We start from the raw sequence: 13,399 nt of genomic DNA on the forward strand, positions 1-13,399 counted from the left end.
TACGGCCGGCGCCCGGGACCCGTGACAGGGGTCGGGGATGCGCCGCAGGGCTTGAGGAGACCGCACTACATGCTCGACAACGAGCCGACCAACGAAGCAGCCGGCACGGCTGCCCCCGCCCGCAAGACTGCCAAGAAGACCGCAGCTGCGAAGAAGACCACCGCCAAGAAGGCCGCCACCACGCGCAAGCGCACAGTGCAGCAGGCCGACGTCACCCCGACCCAGTCGGACGACCTCGCCGCCGACCCGGTGCCCGCGAAGAAGGCTGCGGCCAAGAAGACGGCCGCCAAGAAGACCACGGTCAAGAAGGCGGCCGCGAAGGCGCCGGCCAAGAAGACCGCCAAGCGCGCCACCAAGCAGGCCGACATCTTCCCCCAGGCCTCCGACGAGCCGACCTCCGTCGCGGACGCCGGCCCGGTCGTCGAGAGCGCGCCCCCGGTGAAGAAGACCACCCGCAAGCGCGCCACCAAGAAGACCGCGAACACCGGCCTGACCGCCTCCGACACCCCAGTAACCGACGGCCCAGTCGCCGACGCCGTCAGCACCCCCGCAGACGCCCCACGCGCCGCTGCCGGTGCCGTCGCTGACGTAGACGCCCCCGCGTCCACCGCCGGTGCAAACGCCGGTGCGTCGACCGCTGGGACGGACGCCGCCGGTGCGGACGCTGGAGCCCCGGCCCGCAAGCGCACCTCCCGCCGCCGCACCGCAAAGACGGCCGAGGCCGACAACACCACCCCGGCAGACGCTTCCGCAGCCACCGGCACCGCGGGCGCCGACCAGCCGGGTGGATCCGCTTCCGCGGGCGCCGGCCGGACCGGTGGGTCCGCATCCGCGGATGGCTCCAGCGCGTCCGACGGTGCGGGCACGGCTGGCGACCCGGTCGCGGAGGCGTCAGGTACGCGTCGTAGTCGGCGGCGGCCTGCTCCGGCGGCGGTGTTGTTCCAGGCGCCCGACGTACCGAGCGCGCAGGCGCCGGCCGCGGAAGCCGAAGTACAGACTGCATCCCCGTCCGTTCCGGAGCCGGGCGCCGACGAGCAGCCGTCCGGCACCCGTCGCCGCCGTAACCGCCGCACTCGCGACGCCGAGCCCACCGAGGACGCCCGGCCGACCGCGAACGCGACCGACGAGACCGACACGACGGCGGACGCCGAACCTACATCAGGCACCCGCAGCCGCCGCTCCCGTTCCAACCGGACCGCCGACCGGCAGGCCGCCCACACCGACGCCACCGCCCCCGTCGAAGCCGACTCAGCGGCCGACGATCGCGCCGGATCCGACGGCCGCATCGCGGCAGACGCCGACGGTACTTCGAGCACCCGCAGCCGCCGCTCCCGGTCCAACCGGACCGCCGACCGGCAGGTCGCACAGACCGACACCACCGCCGCCGCCCTCGGCGAAGCCGACTCGGCGACCGACGCCCATGCCGGGCTTGACGTGAGTGAGTTGGTCGACGAGGACAGTGAGCTCGACGGCGAGGGTGTTGAGGCTCACGGTGACGACGGTGAGGAAGGCGGCGAGGGGACTCGGCGCCGCCGCCGGCGTCGGGGTGGGCGTCGCCGTCGTAAGAGCGGTGATGTCGACGGTGCGGACGACAGCGCCGACGAGCAGTCCGACGACGAGCAGGACGAGGACGCCGACGCGCACGCGGACGACGCCGACACCGACGGTGCGGCGGACTCCGATGACGACGAGGCCGCGGGCGGTTCGTCCCGCCGGCGCCGGCGCAGGCGCCGCCGCAAGGGCGAGGAGAGCTCCGGGTCCGCGGACGACCCCGACGAGATCGTCGTACGGGTCCGGGAACCCCGCAGCAAGAACACCGCGAACGAGATCACCGCGGTCGAGGGCTCGACGCGCCTCGAGGCGAAGAAGCAGCGCCGCCGTGAGGGTCGCGCCGCCGGCCGCCGCCGCGCGCCGATCGTCACCGAGGCGGAGTTCCTGGCCCGCCGCGAGTCGGTCGAGCGGACGATGGTGATCCGGTCCCGCGAGGACGTAACCCAGATCGCGGTGTCCGAGGACAACGTCCTGGTCGAGCACTACGTGACCACCGCGGAGCAGACCTCGCTGATCGGCAACGTGTACCTCGGCCGCGTGCAGAACGTACTGCCCAGCATGGAGGCCGCGTTCATCGACATCGGCAAGGGCCGCAACGCGGTGCTGTACGCCGGTGAGGTGGACTGGGCGACCCTTGGTGGTGCCAACGGTCCGCGCAAGATCGAGCAGGTGCTGAAGTCCGGCCAGTCGGTCCTGGTCCAGGTGACCAAGGACCCGATCGGCCACAAGGGCGCCCGCCTGACGAACCAGATCAGCCTGCCCGGCCGGTACGTCGTGTACGTACCGCGCGGTGGCAACGGCGGCATCAGCCGCAAGCTCCCCGACACCGAGCGGAACCGGCTGAAGACGATCCTGAAGGACATCGTCCCTGATGAAGCCGGCGTAATCGTGAGGACCGCGGCCGAGGGCGCCTCGGAGGAGGAGCTGACGTCGGACGTCAGCCGCCTGCAGGCCGCCTGGGAGGAGATCGACAAGAAATCCAAGAACGGCCAGGCGCCGCAGCTGCTGTACGGCGAGCCCGACCTGCTGATCCGCGTCGTCCGCGACCTGTTCACCGAGGACTTCGCCAAGCTGGTGATCTCCGGTGACCGTGCGTACGACCAGGTCCGGGAGTACGTCGAGGGTGTCGCGCCGCACCTGGCCGACCGGGTCGAGAAGTGGACCGGCGACGGCGACGTCTTCGCGAACTTCCGGATCGACGAGCAGATCAAGAAGGCACTGGACCGCAAGGTCTGGCTGCCGTCAGGTGGCTCGCTGATCATCGACCGGACCGAGGCGATGACGGTCGTCGACGTGAACACCGGCAAGTTCACCGGTTCCGGCGGCAACCTCGAGGAGACCGTCACCAAGAACAACCTGGAGGCGGCCGAGGAGATCGTCCGGCAGCTCCGGCTCCGCGATATCGGCGGCATCATCGTGATCGACTTCATTGACATGGTGCTGGAGTCGAACCGGGACCTGGTGCTGCGCCGGCTGGTCGAGTGCCTGGGCCGCGACCGCACCAAGCACCAGGTCGCCGAGGTAACGTCGCTGGGCCTGGTCCAGATGACCCGCAAGCGGATCGGTACCGGTCTGCTCGAGGCGTTCAGCGAGAACTGCGACCACTGCGGTGGCCGTGGGCTGATCCTGCACGACGAGCCGAAGGAGTCCCGCCGCAACGGCCGCAACGGCCAGCAGAGCGGGAACGGGCAGCAGAACGGGCAGCAGAACGAGCACGACCACGCCAAGCCCGCCGCCCAGGCGGAGGACAGCGGCCGGAAGAGCTCGCGCCGCCGCCGCGGCCGCGGCCGGGGTGACGACGAGCAGGCCCACGAGCCGGAGGCGCCGCACCACAACGGCGACGCCGCTCAGAAGCTGGCCCAGATCGCCGCCGCCACGGTCAAGAAGGACGAGGAGACGGGTACGCCGGAACCGACCGGCTACCCGATCTCCGCCGAGACCGAGGACCACGTCAGCCCCGAGGCCACCGGCTTCCCGGCCCCGCCCGCGGAGGTGGCGGCCGAGGCGGTCGTGGAGGTCGACGCGGCGGAGGACGGCCAGAACGACGCCCCGAAGACCCGGCGGCGGCGCAGCGCCCGCAGCCGGAACAAGACAGCGACGGAGGGTGACGCGACGGCTCCGGCCGATCTCGTCACCACCGGCAGCTAAGCCGATTTCAACTTTGCAGGCTCAACCCTGTAAAGTTGAGCGGGTGCGCTTGGCGCACCCCACTCGTGTCGGTGTGTAAGTGTGTGAGGAGTTGTCCTCGCGACGACCTCACACCATCACACCCGTAAAGTTTTCCGATCCAGCAGAGAGTGAGATCCACGGTGTACGCGATCGTGCGCAGTGGCGGCACCCAGCAGAAGGTCGCCGTCGGCGATGTCATCGAGATCGACAGCCTGACCGACCAGGTCGGCGACACTGTGTCGCTGCCCGCGGTCCTCGTCGTCGATGGCGACACCGTGACGGCCGACGCTGCGGCGCTGGCCAACGTGGCCGTGTCGGCCGAGGTCCTCGGCCGCACCAAGGGCCCGAAGATCACCATCCTCAAGTACAAGAACAAGACCGGTTACCGCAAGCGCCAGGGTCACCGTCAGCACTACACCCAGGTCAAGGTCACCGCGATCGACGCGAAGAAGTGAGCTGATTACCAAATGGCACACAAAAAGGGAGCGGCCTCGACCCGCAACGGTCGTGACTCCAACGCCCAGCGCCTCGGCGTGAAGCGGTACGGCGGTCAGCTGGTCAACGCCGGCGAGATCATCGTCCGGCAGCGCGGCACGCACTTCCACCCGGGCAACCTGGTCGGTCGTGGCGGCGACGACACGCTGTTCGCGCTGGCCGAGGGCCACGTGGAGTTCGGCACCCGGCGCGGTCGCCGCGTCGTCAACATCGTCCCGGCCCCGGCGGAGTAACACCGCCACCCGGTTCACGAAGCTCTGCACAAGGGCGGGTCGCGGAATACCGCGTACCCGCCCTTTTGCTGTCTCAGTAGTAGTAGTTGGCTCCTCCAGGAAGTAGAGAACACCGATGGCTATCCCCAGTTTCGTCGACCGCGTCACGGTGCATGTCGCCGCGGGCCGCGGCGGGAACGGGTGCGCCTCGGTGCACCGCGAGAAGTTCAAGCCGCTCGGTGGCCCCGACGGCGGCAACGGCGGCGACGGCGGCAGTGTGATCCTGCGCGTCGACCCCGACGTCACCACGCTGGTCGACTACCACCGTTCCAGCCACCGCACCGCCACGAACGGTGCCCAGGGCAAGGGTGACCACCAGGCCGGCAGCAACGGCAGTGACGTGGTCCTCGGCGTCCCGGACGGCACCGTGATCAGCACGCCGAGCGGCGAGGTGCTCGCGGACCTGGTCGGTCCGGGCGCGGAGTTCGTCGCGGCGCAGGGCGGCAAGGGCGGCCTCGGCAACGCGGCGCTGGCAAGCAGTACCCGCAGGGCGCCCGGGTTCGCGCTGCTCGGTGAGGACGGCGAGGAACGTACTCTCGTCCTCGAGTTGAAGGTCGTCGCGGACGTCGGCCTGGTCGGGTTCCCGAGCGCGGGCAAGTCGTCGCTGGTCGCCTCGATCAGCCGCGCCCGCCCGAAGATCGCCGACTACCCGTTCACCACGCTCGTCCCGAACCTGGGCGTCGTCGTTGCCGGTGACACCACGTTCACCGTGGCCGACGTACCAGGGCTGATCGAAGGTGCCAGCGAGGGACGCGGGCTCGGTCACGACTTCCTCCGGCACGTGGAGCGGTGCGCGGCGCTCGTACACGTCATCGACTGCGCGACGTACGAGCCGGGCCGTGACCCGGCCAGTGACCTCGACACGATCGAGGCGGAGCTGGCGGCGCACGGCGGGCTCGAGGACCGGCCGCGACTCGTTGCCCTGAACAAGATCGACGTACCGGACGCCCGGGAGATCGCGGACATGGTGCAGACCGAGCTGGAGCAGCGTGGGTACCGCGTGTTCCCGATCTCGACCGCGTCGCACGAGGGTCTCGAGGCGCTCAAGTTCGCGATGGCCGACATCGTCGTCCGGCGGCGCGCGGAGCAGGAGAAGCCCGACACCACGCGGATCGTGATCCGGCCGCAGGTACAGGGCGGGCCCGAGTTCAAGGTGAAGCAGCTGCCGGACGAGGGCGGCTGGCTGGTGCAGGGCCAGAAGCCTGAGCGCTGGGTGAAGCAGACCGACTTCGCGAACGCGGAGGCGACCGGCTACCTCGCCGACCGGCTGAACCGGCTCGGCGTCGAGGAGGAGCTGCTCAAGCTCGGTGCGAAACCGGGCGACGCGGTCGTGATCGGCGACGGTCCGAACGCGATCGTCTTCGACTTCGCGCCCGACGTCCAGTCCGGTGCGGAGATCCTCGCCCGGCGCGGTGAGGACCACCGGCTCGAGGAGGTCCGCCCGGCGGCGCAGCGGCGGCAGAAGAAGGACTCGGAGTACCACGCCTTCCGCGAGGGGGAGCGGGCCGAGGACTGGTCGGAGTACGGCCAGAACTGGGACAGCGACGAGGTCGACCTGTCCCCGGCCGAGGCGAAGCGGGCGGCACAGGCGGCGGCGAAGCAGGCGCGCAAGGAAGCGCGCGAGCTGGCCGCGGCGGAGGATCTCGACCAGAACGGTTGATTTCATGAAAGATCGCGCGGAGGCCACCCAGGCCACGCGAATCGTCGTGAAGGTCGGCTCGTCGTCGCTGACCCAGCGGGGCAAGATCGACCTGGAACGGCTGCGGCTGCTCGTCGACGCGATCGCCGCGCGCCGGGTCGAGGGCACCGAGGTCGTCCTGGTGTCCTCCGGCGCGATCGCGGCCGGCCTGTCGCCGATGGGCCTGCGTTCGCGACCGCGTGACCTCGCGACGCAGCAGGCGGCGGCGTCCGTCGGTCAGGGCTTGTTGATGGCCCGGTACAGCGATGCCTTTGCCGCACACGGTTTGCGAGTCGGGCAGGTGCTGCTGACGGTCGACGACGTCACGCGCCGCTCGCACTACCGCAATGCGTACCGCACGTTCGCGCGGTTGCTCGAGCTCGGCGTCGTACCGATCGTGAACGAGAACGACACGGTCGCGACCACCGAGATCCGCTTCGGTGACAACGACCGGCTGGCCGCGCTGACCAGCCACCTCGTCCACGCCGACCTACTGTTGCTGCTGTCCGACGTGGACGGCCTGTACGACGGGGATCCGCGCAAACCCGGTACGTCGATGGTGACCGAGATCCGCGGCGCCGCCGATCTCGAACCGCTGGCGATCGGGAAGACCGGGGCGTCCGGCGTCGGTACGGGCGGCATGCACACGAAGGTCGAAGCGGCCGCAATCGCTACGGAGGCAGGGATCCCGGTGATCCTGACGTCGGCCGCGCGGGTCGGCTCGGCACTCCGCGGCGAACCGGTCGGCACGCTCTTCCATCCGACCGGCCGCCGGCGGAAGACCCGGCTGCTATGGCTGGCCCACGCGACGTCCGGCCAGGGCATCCTGCACTTGGACGAGGGCGCCGTCCGGGCGCTGACCCAGCGCCGCGCCTCCCTCCTCCCCGCCGGCATCACCAGCGTCGAAGGCACTTTCTCCGCCGGCGACCCCGTCGATTTAGTTTCGCCGTCGGGGGTGACCATCGCTCGCGGCCTGGTCAACTACGACGCCGCCGAACTACCCGGCCTGCTGGGCCGTTCCACGCGGGACCTCGCCCGCGAGCTCGGTTCGGCGTACGAGCGCGAGGTCGTCCATCGGGACGATCTGGTGCTCCTGTAGGAAACCTCGCCCGGCTGAGACGGCGGGTCGGGGGTAAGTGTGGTGCGCATTACGATGATGGGGTGAGCGAGATCATCGAGTTGGCGCGGCGGGCGCGTGAGGCGTCGTACGCCCTGGCGGAGGCTTCCCGGGCGACCAAGGACGCGGCGTTGCACGCGATGGCGGCGGCGCTGCGCGCGAACACGGATGCGATCGTCGCGGCGAACGCCGTCGACGTCGCCGCGGCCCGCGAGGCCGGTACGCCGGAATCCACCGTCGACCGGCTCGCGCTCACCCCGGCGCGCGTCGACGGGATGGCGGCCGGGCTGGAGCAGCTCGCGGGGCTGACCGATCCGGTCGGCGAGGTCGTCCGCGGGTACACACTGCCCAACGGTCTCGAGCTCCGGCAGGTCCGCGTCCCGTTCGGGGTCGTCGGGATCATCTACGAGGCCCGCCCGAACGTGACCGCCGACGCCGCCGGCATCTGCCTGAAGTCCGGCAACGCCGTGCTGCTGCGCGGTTCGTCCTCGGCGGCATCCTCCAACGAGGCGATCATCGCCGTACTGCGGGACGCCGCGGAGTCGGCAGGCCTACCGGCGGACGTCGTACAGGGCGTACCGACCGACCGAGCCGCGGTCAAGGAACTGATGCAGGCCCGCGGTCTGGTCGACGTACTGATCCCGCGCGGCGGCGCCGGGCTGATCAAGACCGTGGTGGGGGAGTCGTCGGTGCCGGTCATCGAGACCGGTGTCGGCAACTGCCACGTGTATGTGGACGCGGACGCCGATCTCGACCTCGCGCTCGACATCCTCCTGAACGCCAAGACCCAGCGCCCCAGCGTCTGCAACGCCGCCGAGTCCCTTCTGGTCCACGCGTCCGTCGCCGACGAATTCCTGCCCCGCGCGCTTTCCGCTCTCGCCGAAGCCGGCGTCACAGTCCACGGCGACCCCGCGGTGGTTGCTGCAGGCAAGGATGTCGTCGCCGCAACCGAGGACGACTACGCGGCGGAGTACAACTCGCTCGACCTCTCCGCAGCGGTCGTCGACTCGCTGGAGGCGGCGGTCCAGCACATCCGCCGCTACAGCTCCGGTCACACCGAGGCGATCATCACCCGCTCGCAGTCCGCGGCTCGCCGCTTCACCCAGGCCGTCGACTCCGCGGCCGTCGTGGTGAACGCGAGCACCCGCTTCACCGACGGCGGCGAGTTCGGCTTCGGCGCCGAGATCGGCATCTCCACCCAAAAACTCCACGCCCGCGGCCCGATGGGCCTCCCGGAGATGACGTCCACAAAGTACATCGTCACCGGCGAGGGCCAACTCAGGACCTGAGCCGGCTCGGCCTCGTTCGGGCTAGCTCAGCGCCATGCCAGGGATGCGGGCGCGGATTGCTTCCAGTTCCGCCTCGTCGGAGACGCCTTGCCAGTCGTAGCGGGGCGTGTACGGTCCCTCGAGCGCACGTACCTCGTCGTCGGTGAGTTCGATCTCGAGTGACGCGACGGCATCGTCGATCTGCTGGATCGAGCCGGCACCGACCAGCGGCGCGGTGACAACAGGTTGGCGGTGCAACCACGCAAGGGAGATCTGAGCGCGGCTCACCCCGCGAGCCTCGGCGATCCGGCCGACCGCATCGATGATGGAGTGGTTCGAAGCCTCCTCGCTGGGCGCGTACAGCGCGTCGGCGTAGGCGCCGTCGGTCTCGGCACGTGCCGTCGCCCTGGCGTCCTTCCAGGAACGCGCGAGGCGACCGCGAGCCAACGGCGACCAGATGATCGTGCCGACACCTTCGTCGAGGCACAGCGGGATCATCTCGCGCTCTTCCTCGCGGGCCAGCAAGTTGTAGTGGTTCTGCATGGAGACGAAGCGGGCCCAGCCGTGCTCACGCTGCAGATGCAAAGCCTTGGCGAACTCCCACGCATGCATCGACGATGCACCGAGGTAACGGACCTTGCCGGCCTTGACCAGGTCGCTCAGCGCCTCCAGCGTCTCCTCCAGCGGCGTGCTGTGGTCGTTGCGGTGCACCTGGTAGAGGTCGATGTAGTCGGTACCGAGCCGGCGCAGCGAGTGCTCGACCTCGGTCATCACGGCCTTGCGCGACAGGCCGCGGCTGTTCGGGCCGAGACGAAGTGGATGGCGCAGCTTGGTGGCGACGACCACGGCGTCGCGGTCCGCGAAGTCCTTCAGCGCCCTGCCCAGGATCTCCTCGCTCGAGCCGTTCGAGTACATGTTCGCGGTGTCGAAGAAGTTGATCCCCGTCTCCAGCGCATGCCTGATGAGCGGCCGGCTGTCCTCCTCGGGCAGTGACCAGACCGGGTGGCCGCGGTCGGGTTCGCCGTACGTCATCGCGCCGATCGCGATCGGAGAGACATCGAGGCCGGTGCTGCCGAGCTTCACGTAGTCCATGGGGCCTTCTCAGCTAGGATCGAATTGCGGAGGATCCTCCGTGTGTTCGAAACTAGCGGAGGATCCTCCGCGAGTCAAATAGAAGGCATCATCGAGTCATGACCGACGAACCGCCGGCCACCTACGGCACCCAGCGCAAGGCCGCCGCGCGCAATCGGGTGGCGATCATCGAGGCCGCCCACGAACTGTTCGCCGAGAATCCCGCGGTGACCCTCACCGAGGTCGCGAAACGGGCCGCGGTGGGGCCGGGGACGCTCTACCGGCACTTCCCGACCCGAGAGGACCTGATCCTTGCCGCCTACGAGCACGACATCGAGCGTCTGACGACCGCTGTCGACGAGGTGCTCGCCCGGCAGACTTCGGCGAAGGCCGCGTTCATCGAGTGGTTCGAGACGCTCTGTGCGTACATCCGCATCAAGCACGGTCTCGGCGAGGCCCTGCACAGTGCGGCGGCCCAGGAGGCGATCAGCGCTTCGTGGGCTCCGACGACCGCGGCGGTCCGCAAGCTTGTCGAAGCCTGCGTCGCCGAGGGCACGATGGCGCCGGGGCACGATCCCGTGGACATCATCATGCTGATGAGCTTTCTCTGGCGGCTGCCGGCCGGCGACGCGGGCGTGGTCCAGGGGCGACGCATCATCGAGACAGTGTTCAGCGGACTGCAAGCCGAGCCGCCCAGCGGTGGGGTCAGCTGAGGAGCTGTGTCGAGTCCCCCACTCGCAGGACCGGCCGCTCGGCTGACCGGACCGCGAGGGCGGCCCGATGATTCGGGCCTACATCCACTTGCACCACCTGAATACCGTCAGGCAGTGAGGCTTTGAGATCCCCGCGCAGCCCCTCGCCGGTCGCCTTCAGCGCGGCTTCCTTCCGCGTCCAGGACTCCGTGAAGGCCCGCACCTTCTCGATCCCGGTACGGCGACTCAGCTCGTGCAGCTCGTGCGCGCCCAGTACGACAGCGGCCACGCCGTCGACGTCGAGTTCCGGGTCCACCCGCTCCACATCGAGACCGACCGGCCGATCCGCGACCGCTATCCCGACCAGGTCGCCGGAGTGCGTCACCGACAACTCGACGCCGACCGCACGCACCTTCCCGTGCGGCTTCCCGCAGTCCGGACAGCTCCGATCGAGCCTGACCTTTGCCGCTGGCAACGAAAATCGCGCGGCCAGCACCCGGCGTACCATCGTCACGCCCAGCAGAAACCGCGCTTTGTCGACCTCCCGGACGTAGGCTGCCAGCCGCCCGCGCTCCACCTCGTCCAGGTCGTCGACGAACTCGTCCCGAGCCTGATCGACACCTGCCCACCAGACGGCCACAACCGCTCCTCGCGACTCCATCACACCGGGCCGGGAATCCAGCTCAGCGTGCCGGAGGCCAGGTCCGCGAGGACCCCGTCGATCCACTCGGCCTCCGCGACCGTGGCGGCGAGCTGGTACTCCGTCTCCAGCAGCGCGAACCGTGGGATCGGCTTGCCGTCCACCTTCGTGTCGAGCTCGTCCTGGAGTTCGGCGATCCGCTTCGTCAGGGACTCCCGCCGCTGACCCAGCAACTCACCCGCGGCCTCCGGCGGCAGCAGCATCACGAACGACAGCCCGGCCGGAAACTCCGGGAACTCGTTCCGCGGCGTCGTGAGGATCTCCGCCAACCAGGTCCGGCACACCTCCCGACCCTCGTCGGTCAGGTGGTACACCGTGCGCTCCGGGTACCGCTCGTCCCGCTCGGTCGCGCCGGCCGTGATCAGCCCGGCCTCCTCCAGACGCACGATCATCCGGTACAGGCTTGTGCGCTGCCCGACGTTCACCACCTGGTCCTTGCCCCACTGCTTGATCAGCCGCTGCAGCCCGTACGGATGCATCGGCCCGTTCTCCAGCAGGCCGAGGATCGCCATCGCCAGTGTCGAGCGTCGAAAAGTCACCCTCTCACTCTAAGGGGCAACGAAACTAGTTGCAATGTAACTAGACGCCATGTAACTATCGATCTCATGAAAACAGCAGAACTGACCCAAGGCGCCGTCACCTCGCCCGACGGCACCGAGATCGGCTACTACAAAACCGGCCGGGGCCCGGCCGTCGTCATCCTGCACGGCAGCATGGAGTCCGCCCGCAGCCACACCCTGTTCGCGGCGGCGCTGGCCGACGAGTTCACCGTCTACCTCCCGGACCGTCGCGGCCGCGGACTCTCCGGCCCGCACCGCCCGGACCACGGCGTCGCCACCGAGGTCGAGGACCTGAACGCCGTCCTCACCGCTGCCGGAGCCGAGCGCGCCTTCGGTGTCAGCGCCGGGGGAGCGGTCGTCCTCGAGGCCGCCCGTACGTGCAAGAACCTCAAGCAGATCGCGCTCTACGAGCCTGCGATCGCCGCCGACGGTGCACCGCATCGCGAGTGGCTGACCCGCTTCGACCAGGAGGTCGCCCGGGGCGATCTGGCCGGCGCGATGGTGACGAGCATGTTCGGCTTCGAGATGGCGCCCGCGTTCCTCAAGGTGATGCCGCGCGGCCTGCTCCGCTGGATGACCGAGAAGATGATGGCGAAGGAAGAACGCCGTGCGGCCGCCGGCACGATCACGATGCGCCAACTGGCGCCGACGATCCACGCCGAGGGCACGATCGTGGCCGAGCTCGGCGGCACCTTCGACAAGTTCCGCGCGGTCGAGGCCGACGTACTACTCATGGGTGGCACCAAGGGTCTGTCCGGTCTCAAGCCCGGCCGCGCAACGCTCGAGCAGGTGCTCCCGCACGTCCGCCGGATCGAGTACGACGGCTACGACCACGGCTCGTCCTCGGATCCGGGCGGCGTCAACCCGACCGGCACGCCGGATGCCGTGCGCCGCATCGCCGCAGACGTCAAGGCATTCTTCAAGCAGCAGTGACCGCAGCCGTCGTGAACGCCCAGTCGACCGCGTCCGCGATGTCCGTCACCGGATACCGCACCGCCTGCACGACGCGGTCCGCGCCGACGACCAGCACGACCCGCTTCAACCGCTCGTAGCCACCCGCGCGGAACGTCGGCAGGCGCAACGCCGCCGCGAGTTCCAGGTCGAGGTCGGACAGCAGCAGGTGCGGGATGTCCTCCGCGTCGGCGAACGCCAGCTGCTCGTCGGGGCGCTGCGTACTCACCCCGCGGACGGCGATCCGCTGGTCCACGAACTCGCCGTACCGCCCGGCGAACAACCGGTTCTCCAAAGTGCAGCCCGTCGTACCCGCGATGTCCTCCCAGCCGTCGGGCAGGCGCGTCGGCCGCCCGGTTGCCGGATACCCGAACAGCACGGTCGTCCTCGCGTCCGGATCCACGACGTCGACCGTCGTACCTGCGGTCGACCGCAGACCGACGTACGGCAGGCGCTGTCCGACGAGCTCGTGCAACCGCTGCGCCGGCGGCTCGTCGACGGTGTTCGTACCGGTCAGTGATCCGTCGCCGAGCAACCAACGATCGCCCCAGTCCTGCAGCGCGACCAGCACCGGCAACAGCGCGCGCCCGCGGGGTGTCAGCTCGTACGCGTACCGCGTCGGCCGGTCCTGGTACGCCGTCTTGGCCACGATCCGACTGTCGACAAGCCCGTTCAGCCGCTCGGTCAGCACCTTCCGGGAGATGTGCAGCGACTCCGCGAGCTCGTCGAACCGGGACAGCCCGCGGGCCAGATCGCGGACGATCAGCAGCTCCCAGCCGTCACCGATGACGCCGAGGGACTGCGCGATCGCACAGTCCGGCTCCGGCGAGAAGCTGCTCCGCCGCATCTGCGCACCTCTCCGATTCCGGTTGCCA

Annotated in this window: 12 protein-coding genes; 8 read left to right on the forward strand and 4 right to left on the reverse strand. The window is 69.7% G+C overall.

Translation table 11 applies throughout. From position 1 onward, the window contains the following. Window positions 1–69 precede the first annotated feature (69 nt). From FB475_RS26580 to FB475_RS26605, 6 genes are all read left to right on the forward strand, one after another. Window positions 70–3,699 carry an Rne/Rng family ribonuclease gene (locus tag FB475_RS26580; RefSeq protein ID WP_141859258.1) on the forward strand — a complete coding sequence of 1,210 codons (3,630 nt, stop codon included), beginning with the start codon at window positions 70–72 and terminating at the stop codon, window positions 3,697–3,699. Window positions 3,700–3,860: 161 nt separating this feature from the next. Beyond that, the gene (gene rplU / locus FB475_RS26585) at window positions 3,861–4,175 is read left to right on the forward strand and encodes a 50S ribosomal protein L21 (protein WP_141859825.1); all 315 of its coding nucleotides are present in this window, start codon (window positions 3,861–3,863) and stop codon (window positions 4,173–4,175) included. Window positions 4,176–4,187: 12 nt separating this feature from the next. Further along, window positions 4,188–4,448 carry a 50S ribosomal protein L27 gene (gene rpmA, locus FB475_RS26590; protein ID WP_130381076.1) on the forward strand — a complete coding sequence of 87 codons (261 nt, stop codon included), beginning with the start codon at window positions 4,188–4,190 and terminating at the stop codon, window positions 4,446–4,448. A 115-nt stretch (window positions 4,449–4,563) separates the two neighbouring features. Beyond that, the gene (gene obgE / locus FB475_RS26595) at window positions 4,564–6,147 is read left to right on the forward strand and encodes a GTPase ObgE (protein WP_141859259.1); all 1,584 of its coding nucleotides are present in this window, start codon (window positions 4,564–4,566) and stop codon (window positions 6,145–6,147) included. A gap of 4 nt (window positions 6,148–6,151) precedes the next feature. Then, the gene (gene proB / locus FB475_RS26600) at window positions 6,152–7,264 is read left to right on the forward strand and encodes a glutamate 5-kinase (RefSeq protein WP_141859260.1); all 1,113 of its coding nucleotides are present in this window, start codon (window positions 6,152–6,154) and stop codon (window positions 7,262–7,264) included. A 62-nt stretch (window positions 7,265–7,326) separates the two neighbouring features. Beyond that, window positions 7,327–8,571, forward strand: a complete 1,245-nt coding sequence (locus FB475_RS26605) for a glutamate-5-semialdehyde dehydrogenase (protein WP_141859261.1) — start codon at window positions 7,327–7,329, stop codon at window positions 8,569–8,571. Between the two features lie 21 nt (window positions 8,572–8,592). Here FB475_RS26605 and FB475_RS26610 read toward each other — a convergent pair whose 3' ends face one another. Continuing rightward, complete coding sequence (locus tag FB475_RS26610; RefSeq protein ID WP_141859262.1) at window positions 8,593–9,642, reverse strand: aldo/keto reductase; 1,050 nt, start codon at window positions 9,640–9,642, stop codon at window positions 8,593–8,595. Between the two features lie 98 nt (window positions 9,643–9,740). Between FB475_RS26610 and FB475_RS26615 the strand changes: the two genes are divergently transcribed. Beyond that, window positions 9,741–10,334 (forward strand): TetR/AcrR family transcriptional regulator, encoded by a 594-nt coding sequence (locus FB475_RS26615; RefSeq protein ID WP_141859263.1) that lies wholly within the window; start codon window positions 9,741–9,743, stop codon window positions 10,332–10,334. Here FB475_RS26615 and FB475_RS26620 read toward each other — a convergent pair. Further along, window positions 10,327–10,953: a 4'-phosphopantetheinyl transferase family protein gene (locus FB475_RS26620; protein ID WP_185759443.1), complete on the reverse strand. Its 627-nt coding sequence runs from the start codon at window positions 10,951–10,953 to the stop codon at window positions 10,327–10,329. The genes FB475_RS26615 and FB475_RS26620 overlap by 8 nt on opposite strands. A 20-nt stretch (window positions 10,954–10,973) precedes the next feature. Beyond that, window positions 10,974–11,552, reverse strand: coding sequence for a PadR family transcriptional regulator (locus FB475_RS26625; RefSeq protein ID WP_202878514.1), 579 nt, complete (start codon window positions 11,550–11,552; stop codon window positions 10,974–10,976). 66 nt (window positions 11,553–11,618) lie between these two features. On the opposite strand from FB475_RS26625, the gene FB475_RS26630 reads away from it, so the two are divergent. Next, a complete protein-coding gene (locus FB475_RS26630) occupies window positions 11,619–12,506 on the forward strand; it encodes an alpha/beta hydrolase (RefSeq protein WP_185759444.1) in 888 nt (295 codons plus the stop codon). Here FB475_RS26630 and FB475_RS26635 read toward each other — a convergent pair. Continuing rightward, window positions 12,493–13,371, reverse strand: a complete 879-nt coding sequence (locus tag FB475_RS26635) for a winged helix-turn-helix transcriptional regulator (protein ID WP_141859266.1) — start codon at window positions 13,369–13,371, stop codon at window positions 12,493–12,495. The two genes, FB475_RS26630 and FB475_RS26635, sit on opposite strands and share 14 nt — an antisense overlap. Window positions 13,372–13,399: the final 28 nt, after the last annotated feature.

It is taken from the genome of Kribbella jejuensis, assembly GCF_006715085.1.
Classification (GTDB): Bacteria; Actinomycetota; Actinomycetes; order Propionibacteriales; family Kribbellaceae; genus Kribbella; species Kribbella jejuensis.